The 14,075-nt window shown below is 63.9% G+C and carries 12 protein-coding genes; 5 read left to right on the top strand and 7 right to left on the bottom strand.

Going from position 1 to position 14,075, the window contains the following annotated elements; all coding sequences use genetic code 11:
* The first annotated feature begins 73 nt into the window (after positions 1–73).
* Entirely contained in the window at positions 74–592 is a 519-nt protein-coding gene (locus G6R19_RS03820; protein WP_163162907.1) for a Fur family transcriptional regulator, read from the top strand.
* Between the two features lie 69 nt (positions 593–661).
* Here G6R19_RS03820 and G6R19_RS03815 read toward each other — a convergent pair whose 3' ends face one another.
* The 5 genes from G6R19_RS03815 to G6R19_RS03795 all read right to left on the bottom strand — a co-directional run bounded on the left by G6R19_RS03815 (position 662) and on the right by G6R19_RS03795 (position 5,861).
* Entirely contained in the window at positions 662–1,537 is an 876-nt protein-coding gene (locus tag G6R19_RS03815) for a metal ABC transporter permease (RefSeq protein WP_163162442.1), read from the bottom strand.
* Complete coding sequence (locus tag G6R19_RS03810) at positions 1,537–2,352, bottom strand: metal ABC transporter ATP-binding protein (RefSeq protein ID WP_163162440.1); 816 nt, start codon at positions 2,350–2,352, stop codon at positions 1,537–1,539. The genes G6R19_RS03815 and G6R19_RS03810 overlap by 1 nt, the downstream gene beginning before the upstream one ends.
* Positions 2,349–3,335, bottom strand: coding sequence for a zinc ABC transporter substrate-binding protein (locus tag G6R19_RS03805; protein ID WP_163162438.1), 987 nt, complete (start codon positions 3,333–3,335; stop codon positions 2,349–2,351). Before G6R19_RS03805 ends, G6R19_RS03810 begins: the two co-directional genes overlap by 4 nt.
* Positions 3,336–3,456: 121 nt before the next feature.
* Complete coding sequence (locus tag G6R19_RS03800) at positions 3,457–4,527, bottom strand: hemolysin family protein (protein ID WP_163162436.1); 1,071 nt, start codon at positions 4,525–4,527, stop codon at positions 3,457–3,459.
* Entirely contained in the window at positions 4,524–5,861 is a 1,338-nt protein-coding gene (locus tag G6R19_RS03795; protein WP_163162434.1) for a hemolysin family protein, read from the bottom strand. The genes G6R19_RS03800 and G6R19_RS03795 overlap by 4 nt, the downstream gene beginning before the upstream one ends.
* Before the next feature lie 536 nt (positions 5,862–6,397).
* Here G6R19_RS03795 and G6R19_RS03790 point away from each other — a divergent pair.
* The 4 genes from G6R19_RS03790 to G6R19_RS03775 all read left to right on the top strand — a co-directional run bounded on the left by G6R19_RS03790 (position 6,398) and on the right by G6R19_RS03775 (position 12,482).
* Positions 6,398–10,213 (top strand): multifunctional oxoglutarate decarboxylase/oxoglutarate dehydrogenase thiamine pyrophosphate-binding subunit/dihydrolipoyllysine-residue succinyltransferase subunit, encoded by a 3,816-nt coding sequence (locus tag G6R19_RS03790; protein ID WP_163162433.1) that lies wholly within the window; start codon positions 6,398–6,400, stop codon positions 10,211–10,213.
* Positions 10,214–10,354: 141 nt separating this feature from the next.
* On the top strand, positions 10,355–10,954 hold the full coding sequence (locus G6R19_RS03785) for a GDSL-type esterase/lipase family protein (protein WP_163162431.1): 600 nt from the start codon (positions 10,355–10,357) through the stop codon (positions 10,952–10,954).
* 83 nt (positions 10,955–11,037) lie between these two features.
* Positions 11,038–11,865: a DUF4097 family beta strand repeat-containing protein gene (locus tag G6R19_RS03780; protein WP_163162429.1), complete on the top strand. Its 828-nt coding sequence runs from the start codon at positions 11,038–11,040 to the stop codon at positions 11,863–11,865.
* Complete coding sequence (locus G6R19_RS03775; RefSeq protein ID WP_163162427.1) at positions 11,865–12,482, top strand: PadR family transcriptional regulator; 618 nt, start codon at positions 11,865–11,867, stop codon at positions 12,480–12,482. The genes G6R19_RS03780 and G6R19_RS03775 overlap by 1 nt, the downstream gene beginning before the upstream one ends.
* Positions 12,483–12,797: 315 nt before the next feature.
* Here the strand turns inward: G6R19_RS03775 and rsrA are convergent, their stop codons facing one another.
* Both rsrA and G6R19_RS03765 read right to left on the bottom strand, forming a co-directional pair.
* Complete coding sequence (gene rsrA / locus G6R19_RS03770; RefSeq protein ID WP_163162425.1) at positions 12,798–13,058, bottom strand: mycothiol system anti-sigma-R factor; 261 nt, start codon at positions 13,056–13,058, stop codon at positions 12,798–12,800.
* Positions 13,055–13,825 (bottom strand): sigma-70 family RNA polymerase sigma factor, encoded by a 771-nt coding sequence (locus tag G6R19_RS03765; protein WP_205484215.1) that lies wholly within the window; start codon positions 13,823–13,825, stop codon positions 13,055–13,057. Before G6R19_RS03765 ends, rsrA begins: the two co-directional genes overlap by 4 nt.
* Positions 13,826–14,075: the final 250 nt, after the last annotated feature.

Raw genomic sequence — 14,075 nt, 5'->3', positions numbered from 1 at the left:
CGAACCCCTGTCCACGAAGCTCCGGCTGGTAATCTTGATCTTTGCCACCATCCTGAGGGAAGCGAGTTCATCCATGCCGTTCGGCACCAAGGCTGATTCCACCAAGCCCGCTTCTGCCCCGGCTTCGGGCGGCACCACACGGGCGGTTGCCGGTTCTGCCGGAGCGTCCGGTCCTGCTGCCGGCAAGGAACAGCGCGTCACCAAGCAGAGGCTGGCGGTGAGCGCAGCCCTTGATGAACTGGACGATTTTGTCAGCACGCAGGAGCTCTACCGCATCCTGCAGAACCAGGGCGTATCGGTGTCCCTCGCCACGGCCTACCGGATCCTCCAATCCCTTGCCGACGAGGGGCTGGTGGACGTACTGCGCAATGGCGAAGGCGAAGCGGTATACCGCCGCTGTGCCGTCACCGGCCACCACCACCACCTCCTGTGCCGGAACTGCGGCAAAGCCGTCGAGGTGGAAGCTCCGGCCGTGGAAACGTGGGCAGCCCGCACAGCCAGCGAACACGGGTACACCGAGGTAGCGCACACGGTCGAGATCTTTGGGTTGTGCCCGGACTGCTCGGCACTCAGGGCCGCCGGCAAGCTTTAGGAGGGCCCGGCGTCGGGAGCTCTCCCTGCTGCTGGCCCCGTGCGGATGGAGGGCAAGTGCTTAGCAGGATCAGTGCGCCTGTAGTACCCTGCCGTTGATGCCCCGGGAGGACCGGACGGACCCGATCACGCGGCATACCACATAGATCAGGAACGACAACGTGGTGACGTAGGGGCTGATAGGGATGCGGCCGCCAAGGGCCAGCAGGATTCCGCCGACGGTCGCCGTCATGGCGAACGCCACGCTGAGCACGACCACCGCTACCGGAGAGGAAGTCACCCGCAGGGCGGCGGCAGCCGGTGTGATCAGGAGTGCGAGCACGAGCAGGGCTCCCACCACCTGGATGGAAAGAGCCACACTGATTCCCAGCAGGACCATAAAAACGATGGCGAGCGTCCGGACAGGAACGCCCCGGGCCTCGGCCAGTTCCGGATCCACACTGGCAAAGTTCAGTGGCCGCCAGATGGCCCCGAGGACCACCATCACCACCACCGCGGTTCCGGCCAGGGCCTGAAGCTGCACGGTGTCAACCGAAACGATCTGCCCGGTCAAAAGTCCAAACTTGTTCGCCGCGCGGCCCTCATACAGGGACAGGAACAGGATCCCGAGGCCGAGCCCGAACGGCATAATCACGCCGATGATTGAGTTCTTGTCCCTGGCCCTTACCCCCATCAGGCCCAGCAGCAGCGCTGCGGCCACAGAGCCGATCAGGGAACCAAAAACGATGTCAGCCCCGATCAGCAGGGCAAAGGCGGCGCCGGCGAAGGACAGTTCGGAAATTCCGTGCACGGCAAACGCCAGGTCGCGCTTCATAACGAACGTCCCCACCAGCCCGCCGAGCAGGCCCAGGACTGCTCCTGCCCAAATCGAGTTCTGGACCAGGACCAGCAACTCGCCGTAGTTCTCGAAGCTGAAGATCGCACCAATAATGCTGTCGGCGTCCATCAGGCAACCTCTCCGGCAAGGGCATGGGCTTCCGCGTGATGATGCGTGGTGGCATCCGGCAGGCCCACCACCACGATGCGCCCGTTGGCGTGGATCACCTCAACGTGGCTGCCATAGAGATCCGAAAGTACTTCCGTGGTCATCACTTCCTCCGGGGTGCCCACCCTAAAGCGCCCGCCGGCCAGGTAGAGCACCCGGTCCACGTAGTCGATCACGGGGTTGATCTCGTGGGTGACAAACACCACGGCGCTGTTTTGCTCGTGGCATTGTTTGTTAATCAGTGCGCTGACTGCCTGCTGGTGGTGCAGGTCAAGGGAGAGCAGTGGTTCGTCGCACAGGAGGACTTTGGGGTGGGTGGCGAGTGCCTGGGCCACACGGAGCCGCTGCTGCTCGCCGCCGGAGAGCTGGCCCACCGGAACCTTGGCGTACTCCGTTGCCCCCACCAGTTCAAGGAGCTCGTCAATCCTGCGGTTCGCCTTGGCCGAGGACAGGCGGAGCCCCCAGCGGTGGCCGTCAACCCCCAGGCCCACCAGGTCCCGGGCACGCATGGGCGTATCCCGGGCGAAAGACTTTTGCTGGGGGATGTAGCCAATCAGGCTGCTGCCGCGCTCAACGGGGTGCCCGCCAAGGCTGGCTTTGCCCCGGTGCAGGTCCTGGAGACCCAGCAGGACCTTCAAAAAACTTGTCTTGCCGCTGCCGTTGGGGCCGAGCACGGCAAAGAACTCGCCGGGCCTGATTTCCAGGTCCAGATCCTCCCAGAGCGTCCGCTTTCCGAATGCAAGGGACGCCCCGGTGAGGCTGACCACGGGTTTCAACTATTCTTCTCCAGAACTTTGCTGACGTTGTTCACATTGTCCGTCATCCACTGCACGTAGGTCTTGCCCTCCGGCAGCGTTTCACTGAAATCGACCACCGGAACCCCTGCCACTTCGGCGGCCTGCTTCAGCGCTTCGGTCTGCGGACCTTCGGTCTGCCCGTTGTAGGCCAGGAACCGGACAGACTTGGAGGTCACCAGGTCGGTTGCGGCCTTGAGGACGGCCGGCGGAACGTCGGAGCCTTCCTCAATCGCAGCAGTGTAGTCCTCAGGCGTAGCGTTCTCCAGGCCTGCAGCTTCGAGCAGGTACACGGGCACCGGCTCGGTGACAGCCACCTGGTCCCCGGCCGCTCCGGCCTTCAGCCCTTCAAGTTTTCCGGCCAGTTCCTCCAGCCCGGACTTGAAGGCAGCAGCGTTCGCTTCGAAGGTTGTGGCGGATGCAGGCTCCAGCTCACCAAGCTTGGCGGCAACGCTATCGGCCAGCTCTCCCATGGCTGCGAAGTTGTACCAGACATGCTCGTTCAACCCGCCGTGATCGTGCGCGTGGTCATCCCCTGCCGGCGATTCAGCGGGTGTGGCCCCGCCCGAGGCCTCTTCCTCCGGGTGAGCCAGGCCGGAGAGTTCGACGGCGTTCAGCACCTTGCCTGCGTCAAGGTTGCTGTCCTCCGCCAGGGTATGGAGGAAATCGTCGTAACCGCCGCCATTTTCGATGACGAGGTCCGCCTTGGACACAGCCAACCGGTCCTGCGCAGTGGCTTCGTAGGAATGCGGGTCCTGGCTTGTCTTGGTGATGATGGCCGTAACGCTGACTTTGTCTCCGCCGATTGTTGTGGCGATGTCCCCGTAGACGTTGGTGGATGCCACCACGTTGATTCCGGCCGCAGCTTCGGACGGCACCTCGGGCTGCGGGCTGCAGGCGGTGAGCATCAGGCCCAGCCCGGCAAGGGCGGCTAAAGACGTTCGGGCAGCGGCGAAACGGCGCACGGAAACCTCAGTTCAGGTGGAACGGAAAGAACCACTCAAGCTTATACCTAAATAGGAATGATTCCTATTTAGGTATAAGCCAGGCCGGGTGCCCTGTCCGTACGTTGGGGCACCCGGCCTGTCAGGCGCCGTTTGGCTGCCCCAGCCTGCGGACGCCCGTGGCCTGGGTGGCATCGCGGATCTCCCCCACTAGCTGCTCAATCACGTCTTCCAGGAACAGGACGCCCTTTGTTTTGCCGTCGGGGCCGATGACCCGCGCCAGGTGCGAACCGGTGCGCTGCATCACTGACATCGCCTTTTCGATCTCGTCGTCCAGGGCCAGGTTCGCGAGGGACCTGATCCGGCTTTCGGCGATGGGGTGCTCGTAGGCCGCCTCCGGGATGGACAGGACGTCCTTCACGTGGAGGTAGCCGTATAGCAGGTCGTCATCGTCAAGCATGGGGAAGCGTGAGAATCCGGTGCGGCTCACGGCCTTCTCAAATTCCACCGGCGTGGTGGCTGCCTTCAGCATGACCAGCTTTTCCAGCGGAACCATGATGTCCGCCGCACTGTACTCCGAAAATTCGAGCGCGCCGGTGATGAGCCCGGCATCGTCGTCCACCAGTCCGTGGCGTGTGGACTCCTGCACGATCGACTGCACCTCTTCAAGGGTGAAGGAGGAGTTCACCTCATCCTTGGGCTCAATGCGGAGCAGCTTGAGGATGTGGTTCGCGGACCAGTTAAGAACGGAGATGACGGGGTGGACCAGCCGGGCAACGAACATCAGCGGCGGGGCGAGCAAGAGTGCTGCCTTGTCGGCCACGCTCACCGAGATGTTCTTCGGCACCATCTCGCCGAAGGTTACGTGCAGGAACGTCACCAGCATCAGCGCCACGGCGAAGGCAGCCACATCGGCAACTTCCATCGGCAGGCCCAACGTCTCCAGCGGCACAGCCAGCAGGTGGTGAATGGCCGGCTCTGCCACCAGCAAGATCAGGAGGGAACAGACCGTGATGCCCAGCTGGGCGCACGCGAGCATCAGCGAAACGTTCTCCATGGCCCGGAGGGTGGTTTGCGCCCGCTTGGAGCCGGCTTCGGCCAGCGGTTCAATCTGGCTGCGCCGCGCTGACATCACCGCAAACTCGGCGGCAACAAAAAACGCGTTGCCGAACAGGAGGACAACCAGCCACAGTATTCCGGCCCAGTCGCTCATCGTTCAGTCCCGTCGTCGTTGTTCCCGGACTCCGGTTCGGGTGCCGCCGGCCGGAAACAGATCCGGTCGATCCGCCGGCCGTCCATCCTGGTGACGCTCAGGGTTCCGCCGCCCACGGGGACGGCGTCGCCCACCATGGCGATCCGGCCGAGCTTGCTCATCACGTAGCCGCCCACTGTTTCGTAGGCCGCCTCATCGGGAACGGTCAGGCCGGAAATTTGTTCTGACAGTTCATCCGGGCGGAGCAGTCCGGGGAAGTACCAGTCGCCCGATGCGCTCTGCAGCAGCCCGGGACGGACCTTGTCGTGCTCGTCCGACACCTCGCCCACGATTTCCTCCACGAGGTCCTCGAGGGTGGCGATGCCGGCGGTTCCACCGTACTCGTCCAGGACAATCGCGAGCTGCAGGTTGCCCTCGCGGAGTTCCGCCAGCAGGGCGTCGAGGTGGATGGTCTCCGGAACCCGCAGGACGTCCGTCATGATGGCCCCGGCTTCCAGGTTTTGCCGGCGGTCCCAGGGAACGGCCACCGCCTTTTTGACGTGGACCAGCCCCCTGATGTCGTCTGCGGATTCACCGATGATCGGGAAACGTGAGTACCCGGTCCGGCGTGCGGCAGCAAGGATGTCGGAGACCGGCTGGTCCGCCTCGATGGTTTCCACCCGGATGCGCGGCGTCATAACATCGGCCGCCGTCCGCGTCGAGAAGTTCAAGGTGCGTGCCACGAAGTTGGCCGTGCCGGCGTCGAGCGTACCCATCTCCGCGGACCGCCGCACCAGCGACGAGAGTTCTGCAGGTGTCCTGGCGCCGGAAATCTCTTCCTTAGCCTCCAGCCCAAAGACGTTCAGGACCTTATTGGAAAAACCGTTAAGCACCACGATGGCGGGTTTGAACACGGCGGTGAACATCAGCTGTGGCCGTGCCAGGGCGCGGCCCACGGGGAAGGAAAGAGCGATGGCCATATTCTTGGGGACCAGTTCGCCCAGGAGCATCGACAGCAGGGTGGCGATTACCATCGCCAGGACCAGCGAGATGGAGGCCACGGCTACGTCGGGAAGTCCGACGGCGGCCAGCGGGGCTTCCAGAAGCCGGCCCACTGATGGCTCCATCACGTAACCGGTCAGCAAGGTGGTCAACGTGATGCCCAGCTGGCAGCTGGAGAGTTGGGTTGAGAGGGACTTCAGGCACGCAAGCAAAGGAACGGCGCCGGCGTCGCCGTCGTCGATGGCCCTTTGGACGGTGGCCTGGTCAAGGGCAATAAGGGAAAATTCGACGGCGACAAAAAAGCCCGTGCCGGCGATCAGCAGCAAACCAGCTGCGAGGAGAAGCCATTCCATTCAGCATCCCGTCCCGACAGCGGTGGCTGCAAGGCAGGGCGTTGGAGACGGGAAGCGGCGCCAGGAATATCGGTCCGGCGGAGGGTGGTCGGCCGACGCCGACGCAGTTTCCTTTGCAGCTGCCGCCGGTTGTGCCAGCGAATGGTGATGGGCGCGTGTTCGGGGTTTGCCGGCTCTGCGGGTGGACTGTGCGGCGCTCTTTGCGCTCCGCTGACAGCCCCCAGGCCGGCACCTAGATTTACTGTCCATAAGAATTTCAGTCTACAGGAGCCGGACTGTCCCGCCGCGACTCCCGCCGCAGCCCCCCGGGCGGCCGGCAGGCGCCGTAAAACCCTTATTTCCCCTCACGCCAGGCGCCATATTCGGGCCTTTTCGCGTCACTTCATGATTTGGGTCACCCTTATTGGCAGTTACCACACGATGCTTACTAGACTGGCATTGGTCTGGGTTCAGAGGACGCAGAGACCGGTTGAAACGTAGTGCTGAAGCACCGTGGGCCGGAGAGAAATCAAACTCATGGAAGAGGCGTATTTCAAGTGCCAGAGCAGCCTAGCCACCGTCTACCAGAGGAATTTGGCGGAAACGAGTGGCTCGTTGACGAACTGTACGAGCAGTACCAAAAGGACAAGAACGCTGTCGACGCCAAATGGTGGCCGCTGTTTGAATCCTTCGGCTCGGCCGGCAGTTCTTCTTCCAACGGAAACTCGGGGCATGCCGCTGCCCACCCTGCAACGAGGGAGATGCCGGTTGTGAATACAGCTCCTGCGGCACCGGCAGCGCCGCCGGCAGCAGCCCCTCCCGCTCCGGCGGCACCGCCTGCCTCTGCGGCATCCGCTGCTCCTGCGCCTGCACCGGTGAAGAAGGCTCCTGCCACCGTGGCCCGCGACGGTTCGAAGAAGACCGAGTCCGGCACGGGCTCGCAGCCCATCCCGGCGCAGCTGCCCAAGAACGTCAAGGCCCCTACGGCGCCTGAAGAGGACGTTGTTTCCGTCCTTCGCGGACCGGCTAAGGCCATTGCCACCAACATGGTCACCAGCCTCCAGGTACCCACCGCCACCAGCGTCCGGGCCATCCCTGCCAAGCTGCTGATCGACAACCGCGTGGTCATCAACTCCAACCTCGCCCGCGCACGCGGCGGCAAGGTCTCCTTCACGCACCTCATCGGCTACGCCGTCATCCGCGCGCTCTCCCAGTTCCCTTCCATGAACGTGTACTACGACGAAGTGGACGGCAAGCCCGTCGCCGTCCAGCCGGCACACGTCAACTTCGGCATCGCCATCGACATGCCGAAGCCCGACGGAACCCGCCTGCTGATGGTGCCGAACATCAAGAAGGCAGAGACCCTCAACTTCTCCGAGTTCTGGCACACCTACGAGGACCTCATCAAGCGCGCCCGTAACGGCAAGCTGACCGCTGAGGACCACCAGGGCACCACCGTCTCCCTGACCAACCCGGGCGGCATCGGCACTGTGCACTCCGTGCCGCGCCTTTCCAAGGGCCAGGCAGCCATCATCGGCGTCGGTGCACTCGACTACCCCGCCGAGTTCCAGGGTGCCAGCGAGAAGATCATCGCCCAGAACGCCATCAGCAAGGTCCTCACGCTGACCTCCACCTACGATCACCGCGTGATCCAGGGCGCCGGCAGTGGCGAGTTCCTGAAGCTGGTCCACCAGCTCCTGCTCGGTGCACAGAACTTCTACGACGAGATCTTCGAGTCCCTGCGCATCCCGTACGAGCCCGTGCGCTGGAGCGCCGACAAGCAGGTGGACCCGGCAGACGAAATCAACAAGGTTGCCCGGATCCAGCAGCTGATCCACTCCTACCGCGTCCGCGGACACCTGATGGCGGACACCGATCCCCTCGAATACGTCCAGCGCAAGCACCCGGACCTCGACGTCCTCACGTACGGCCTGACCCTCTGGGACCTGGACCGCGAGTGGCCCACCGGCGGCTTCGGCGGCAAGCCGATGCTCAAGTTCCGCGACATCCTGGGCGTCCTGCGTGACGCCTACTGCCGCACCACGGGCATCGAGTACATGCACATCCAGGAGCCTGCCGAGCGCAAGTGGTTCCAGGACCAGCTGGAGCACCCGTACTCAAAGCCCAGCCGTGAAGAGCAGCTGCGCATCGTCTCCAAGCTGAACGCAGCGGAGGCGTTTGAGACCTTCCTGCAGACCAAGTTCGTAGGCCAGAAGCGCTTCTCCCTCGAAGGCGGCGAGTCCCTGATTCCGCTGCTTGACGCCATCATGTCCGACGCCGCCGATGACGGCCTGGACGAGGTAGCCATTGGCATGGCCCACCGCGGCCGCCTGAATGTGCTCACCAACATCGCCGGCAAGACCTACGCACAGGTTTTCCGCGAATTCGAGGGCACCCAGGATCCCCGCTCCGTCCAGGGCTCCGGTGACGTCAAGTACCACCTCGGCACTGAGGGAACGTTCACCTCGGACAACGGCAAGGAGACCAAGGTTTACCTGGCCGCCAACCCGTCCCACCTGGAAGCAGTCGACCCGGTCCTCGAGGGCATCGTCCGCGCCAAGCAGGACCGCCTGGACCAGGGCGAGTCGTTCCCGGTCCTGCCCATCGTCGTCCACGGCGACGCCGCGTTCGCGGGCCAGGGCGTGGTTGCCGAAACACTCAACCTGTCCCAGCTCCGCGGCTACCGCACCGGTGGAACCATCCACATCGTGGTCAACAACCAGGTGGGCTTCACCACTGCCCCCTCATCGTCCCGGTCCTCCACGTACTCCACCGACGTCGCCAAGATGATCCAGGCACCGGTGTTCCATGTGAATGGCGACGATCCGGAGGCTGTGGTCCGCATTGGCCAGCTCGCCTACGAGTTCCGCCAGCGGTTCCACAAGGACGTTGTGATCGACATGGTTTGCTACCGCCGGCGCGGGCACAACGAGGGCGACGACCCCTCGATGACCCAGCCGCTGATGTACAACCTGATCGAAGCCAAGCGTTCAGTCCGCAAGCTCTACACTGAATCGCTCATCGGCCGTGGTGACATCACCGAGGAAGAAGCCGAGCAGCTGCTCCGCGACTACCAGGAGCGGCTGGAGCGGGTCTTCGCCGAGACCCATGCAGCGCAGACCTCCCCGATTCCGATCATCACCGCGGATTCGGCAGCTGTGTCGGACATTGAGCGGCCCATCGCCCAGCAGTCCGATTCCAGCACGAACTCCCCCGTGTCCACCGCCATCTCCGCGGACACCCTGGCCCGGATCGGCAAGGCCCACCTGGAGGCTCCGGAGGGCTTCACCATCCACGCGAAGCTGAAGCAGCTGCTGGAGAAGCGCGAACAGATGTCCCGCGAAGGCGGCATCGACTGGGGCTTCGGCGAGATCGCAGCCTTTGGCTCCCTCATCATGGAAGGCGTGCCGGTTCGCCTGGCGGGCCAGGACTCGCGCCGCGGCACGTTCGTACAGCGCCACGCCGTCTTCCACGACCGCGCCAACGGCAAGGAATGGCTGCCGCTGGGCAACCTCTCCGATGACCAGGCCAAGCTGTGGATCTACGATTCGCTGCTGTCCGAATACGCGGCCATGGGCTTCGAGTACGGCTACTCGGTGGAACGCCCCGATGCCCTCGTCCTGTGGGAAGCCCAGTTCGGCGACTTCGTCAACGGTGCGCAGACCATCATCGACGAGTTCATCTCCTCTGCCGAGCAGAAGTGGGGCCAGCGCTCCTCACTGGTGCTGATGCTTCCGCACGGCTACGAGGGCCAGGGCCCGGACCACTCATCCGCAAGGATCGAGCGCTTCCTGCAGCTGTGTGCCGAAGAGAACATGATCGTGGCCAACCCCACCACGGCGGCCTCGCACTTCCACCTGCTGCGCCGCCAGGCGTACAGCCGCCCGCGGAAGCCGCTGATCATCTTCACGCCCAAGCAGCTGCTCCGCCTCAAGGCCGCCGCATCTTCCGTGGAGGACTTCACCAACGGCGGGTTCCAGCCTGTCATCGGTGACCATGAGCAGCTGGCCGCAGACGCCGTCGAACGCGTTCTGCTGGTCTCCGGCCGTCTGTACTACGATCTCCTGTCCACCCGGCAGAAGACTGACGACAAGACGACCGCGATTGTCCGGGTGGAGCAGCTGTACCCGCTCCCCTCCGCCGAGATCGCAGCCGAGCTGGCCAAGTACCCCAACGCCGAGGTTGTCTGGGCGCAGGACGAACCCGCCAACCAGGGACCGTGGCCGTTCATTGGCCTGAACCTCCCGGACGCCCTGGATCGCAGGGTCCGCCTGGTGTCGCGTCCGGCCTCGGCCTCCACGGCCGCCGGCTCCATGAAGCGCCACGCCGCGGAGCAGGATGCCCTGCTGAAGCAGGCATTTGCGCGGAAGTAACCAATAAGGCTGCCCGGCCGGACGTCGAAATACCAGACTCCGGCCGGGCAGTTCTGTTTAATGGGATGGACAGCGCCGGCCCGATCCCCCTAAGTGGTCCGGGTGGCGACGGGCAGCCAGCACCGAAGTTAAGAGGAACGTGTGGAAGACAGGAAGCTGCGTATCGCAGCTGTAGGAGATGAACTGCTGGCCGGACTCGGTGATCCCCGGGCACTCGGCTGGCTCGGCCGCGTGTTGGCCCGCACTCCCCAGGATGGCATGCTCCTGGAAAGCTATGCCCTCCCCTGTCCGCAGGAAGGAACGGAAGGCCTGGCCGCGCGCTGGATGGACGAGGCCGGCCGGCGGTTCAGCGACCAGGCCGAGAACCGCCTGGTGATAGGCCTGTCCGGCCGGGATATCGAGTTCGGACTTTCCACCGCCCGCAGCCGGCTCAATCTGGCCAATATCCTGGACTCTGCGTCCCAAAACCGCCTGGGGGTCTTTGTAGTGGGACCGCCACCCACCCTGGACCCTGCGCAGAACCGCCGGCTCGACGAGCTGAACACGGCTTTCGCCGACGTCACCACGCGCCGCAAGCATCTTTATGTTGACACTTTTTCTCCCCTTCTGAACCACGAACAGTGGCGCCAGGACCTGGCCGCAAACGGCGGCACGCCCGGACAGGCCGGATACGGGCTCATGGCCTGGCTGGTACTGCACCGCGGCTGGTTCCAGTGGCTGGGGATGGCCGTACCTGAATAGGCGCGATTCGCGATATATCTTGACCTCTGCCTGCGCCGGCAGTAGGTTGGTTCCATCACGCGATATATCGTCTTGGAGGACCAATGGTTGAGCAAAACTGGGATGTCACGAGCGCGCAGACCATCGACGTCCACTCTGTAACGTCCCTGAAGCTGGGCATGGTGCGGGGCCGCTTCGACGTGGTGGCGCATCACGAGCCCGTCACCCGGATAGAAATTTCCGAGGTCCAGGGCGACCCCGTGGCGGTTTCGCTGGAGGACGGCCGGCTTGAGGTCCGTCACCAGCTGCACGGGCCGCAGGGCTGGTTCAAGAACCTCATGGGAACGGTCAGCCACAACAGCGAGAATTACGCGGTCATCAGCATTGCGGTTCCGGCGACCGTTGAGGTTGAGGCAGGCACCGTCAGCGGTGACGGCCTCGTCTCAGGGATGGCGGGCCGCACGCGCCTGAACACTGTTTCCGGCTCTGTGATGTCCGACGGCACGGACGGCGAACTGCACGTCAACACCGTCAGTGGCGAGGTGAGCGCCCGCGACCACAGCGGTGTCCTTACTGCCAAGACCGTCTCCGGCGAGGTGACTGCGTCCGGCAACTTCAGCCATATCCGGGCCAACACGGTCAGCGGCGGCATGAGTTTCGACCTGCTGGGCTACACCCAGGATTTCGGGGCAAATTCAGTATCGGGAGACCTCACCATCCGGATCCCCCACGACGTCGGCGTGGATATCGTGGCCAAATCGGCCAGCGGAACAGTGGTGATCGACCAGCAGAAGTACCACGTGCCCGGCGGCAAGGTGGAAACGATCGCCGGTCCGGACGCCAAACTCATGCTCGTCAGGACCAACTCCGTGTCAGGCACAACATCCATCTTCCACAGCGGACCGTCCGGGAACGCGGAAGAACGGCCCTGATGCCGGCCGTCTTTGCCCACGGTGCCCTGCGGCTCTACCTTTTGTCCCTGCTGGAGTCCGGCCCGAAGCATGGCTACGAGCTCATCAAGGCGCTCAAGGAACGGTTCGGCGGCACCTACTCCCCCAGTGCCGGCACCATCTACCCGCGGTTGGGCAAACTCGAGGAGGAGGGGTTGGTCGCCACGGAATCGGCCGGGCGCCGCACCAACTACCGCATCACGCCTGCCGGACTGGCGGAGCTGAACCTGCGCCGCGAAGAACTGGCAGCAGTCGAAAAAGAGATTTCCGCCTCCGTACGGCGGCTGGCAGACAACCTCCGCGAGGACATCCGCAGCAATATGCGGGGGCTGCGGGCTGACCTTGCAGCGACGGCGGAGGCCGCCCGTGCCGCCGCCGGTTCGGTCGATTTCACGGCCTCCACTGGCAGGCCTGCCCCCGAGGGCAAACGCTCCCTGAAAGACGCCGAGATGATGCTCCAGTCCTTCCGTGATGACCTCCGGACCGAGCTGCGCCTTCAGGCCGGCAAGGAGCCACTCAATCCCGTGGTCCTGGAAACGCTCAGGACGGTGCTGGAGCAGGCCCGCATTGCCGTCCGGAATTCCCTCCTCGAAAAGTAGCCCGGCGCCAAAGCCGCAGATCGAACCGCAGGTCACACGGTGGCTGCCGGTTCGCGGGGCGCCGCATCATGTGGGAGACTTGAGGGCAGCTCTTTTGAGTACCAACAGTAAGGAGGCCAGCTATGAGCAAGCGTGCACGCAAGCGTCGTGACCGTAAGCGTGGCGGCGCGAACCACGGGAAGCGCCCCAACACCTAGGCACAAGGCCAGGTACTACGGTTCACAGCACAGGACCCCGGAAGCCACTCGGCTTCCGGGGTCCTTTGTACTTATTGACGGGCTCGTCGCCCTGCCGGCTGCTGTCAGCCGACGTGGGCTAGGCGTCCACCGGGCGGATCGAATGGATCCGGTCCAGGATGGCGTTCTTGAGGTTCTCGGGAGCAGCCTCAGTGCAGGAACGCTTGACCATGTTGCGGATGACGCACTCAAGGTCGTACTGCTCCGTGCATTCGGGGCAGTCATCAAGGTGGGTCTTTATTTCCGTGATGTCCTCACGGGTCAAGGCTCCGTCCAGATACTCATAGATGCGTTGCATCCGGGTGTCGTCGCAGTCGCCCAATCCCTGGCAGTCGCTCATTTCCTGTTCTCCTGTTGTGTGCTTTCCGCCGCGTCCTGCGGACCTGCGGCCGTTTTGAATCCCCGCTCGGCGGCGTACTCCCCGAGCATGTCCCGCAACATTCTCCGGCCGCGGTGGAGCCGGGACATCACAGTACCGATGGGCGTGTTCATGATGTCTGAAATTTCCTTGTACGCGAAGCCCTCAACGTCCGCGAAGTAGACTGCGAGGCGGAACTCTTCGGGGATGTCCTGGAGCGCGCGCTTGACGTCCGAATCGGGCAGGTGATCCAGCGCCTCTGCCTCAGCGGAGCGGAGCCCGCTGGACGTGTGTGACTCAGCCCGCGCCAACTGCCAGTCCTCGATGGTGTCCGAGTTGGACTGGAGCGGCTCGCGCTGCCGTTTGCGGTACAGATTGATATAGGTGTTCGTCAGGATCCGGTAGAGCCAGGCCTTGAGGTTTGTGCCGGGCTTGTACTGGTGAAACGCGGAAAAGGCCTTGGTGTAGGCCTCCTGGACGAGGTCCTCCGCGTCAGCAGGGTTCCGGGCCATGCGCATCGCAGCCGAGTAAAGCTGATCAACGTACTGCATCGCGTCGCGCTCAAAGCGGACCCGGCGCTCCTCGGCGGATTCCGTGGAAAGCTCAACCACCTCTTCGGTGGTTTCCGCGTTGGGCTGCAGGGATTCTGCCGCTGGCTCCGAAGGCTCGGGCCGTGCGTCAGCGCTGCTCTTGGCTTCGCTTTGGGAAGCCTCATACATGGCCGAAACGGCCGGATCCAAGGTGCTCATTGCCTTCAAGTCTACTGTCAGGCTCCGCGCACGCGGCGAGCCGTACTCGGGGGGTTCGTCCTCCAACGAGTCCATTGCCACCGGGCCTGCCGCTTCAATTCCGTCCAACACCCGCCTCAAGGGCCAACTCCGCTCTGTTGTCCGGTGCTTTTGTGGTTCGGGCCCGACTCTCGCGGACCCAGCATCAATAACCCCTGGCCTTGGGCAAATATTCCCCAAAAGTGCAAGACTAGAACGGACTTCGCCGCAC

It is taken from the genome of Arthrobacter sp. Alg241-R88, assembly GCF_900537115.1.
GTDB lineage: Bacteria > Actinomycetota > Actinomycetes > Actinomycetales > Micrococcaceae > Arthrobacter.
This window is presented reverse-complemented; position numbering and strand designations above follow the sequence as displayed.

Bases quoted from the DNA above. Each gene is read 5' to 3' on its own strand.
- G6R19_RS03820 (WP_163162907.1), top strand. From the start codon at position 74: ATGCCGTTCGGCACCAAGGCTGATTCCACCAAGCCCGCTTCTGCCCCG.
- G6R19_RS03815 (WP_163162442.1), bottom strand. From the start codon at position 1,537: ATGGACGCCGACAGCATTATTGGTGCGATCTTCAGCTTCGAGAACTAC.
- G6R19_RS03800 (WP_163162436.1), bottom strand. From the start codon at position 4,527: ATGAGCGACTGGGCCGGAATACTGTGGCTGGTTGTCCTCCTGTTCGGC.
- G6R19_RS03795 (WP_163162434.1), bottom strand. From the start codon at position 5,861: ATGGAATGGCTTCTCCTCGCAGCTGGTTTGCTGCTGATCGCCGGCACG.
- G6R19_RS03780 (WP_163162429.1), top strand. From the start codon at position 11,038: ATGGTTGAGCAAAACTGGGATGTCACGAGCGCGCAGACCATCGACGTC.
- G6R19_RS03775 (WP_163162427.1), top strand. From the start codon at position 11,865: ATGCCGGCCGTCTTTGCCCACGGTGCCCTGCGGCTCTACCTTTTGTCC.
- rsrA (WP_163162425.1), bottom strand. From the start codon at position 13,058: ATGAGCGACTGCCAGGGATTGGGCGACTGCGACGACACCCGGATGCAA.
- G6R19_RS03765 (WP_205484215.1), bottom strand. From the start codon at position 13,825: ATGAGCACCTTGGATCCGGCCGTTTCGGCCATGTATGAGGCTTCCCAA.